At 57.3% G+C, this 316-nt stretch carries 1 protein-coding gene; it reads right to left on the bottom strand.

What is annotated here, in order from left to right; genetic code table 11:
• Positions 1-316 (bottom strand): malectin domain-containing carbohydrate-binding protein (locus Q363_RS34680; RefSeq protein ID WP_245632676.1); only part of this gene is annotated, 316 nt, incomplete at both ends.

The raw sequence follows: 316 nt of genomic DNA, 5'->3' as shown, positions 1-316 counted from the left end.
ATATCGAAGTTGCTGAGCACCTGCGTGCCGTTGATGCTGACGTTGAACACGCGCTGTCCCGGCTGAGTCCAGTAGTTTTCAGCGAAGTGCAACCGCACCGTGTAGCTGGCCCCGGGGTTCAGACCGGGAAGCGTATAAGTGAAGTTGCCGTAGCGTTGATGCTGGTAGACCGACTGGGGAGCAGGATTCGTCACCCCAGAGATATTGATAGTCGCATTGTTACCCGACGTGTTGCCGCCGGTGAAGTCCTCATCCGCGGCAAAGTTGCCCGCAGCAGGACCGCCTGCACTGATAGCAATCACATCCATACCGCAGT

Source organism: Edaphobacter aggregans DSM 19364 (genome assembly GCF_000745965.1).
Classification (GTDB): domain Bacteria; phylum Acidobacteriota; class Terriglobia; order Terriglobales; family Acidobacteriaceae; genus Edaphobacter; species Edaphobacter aggregans.
Note: the sequence above shows the minus strand (reverse complement) of the source record. Positions and strands in the feature narration are given on the sequence as shown.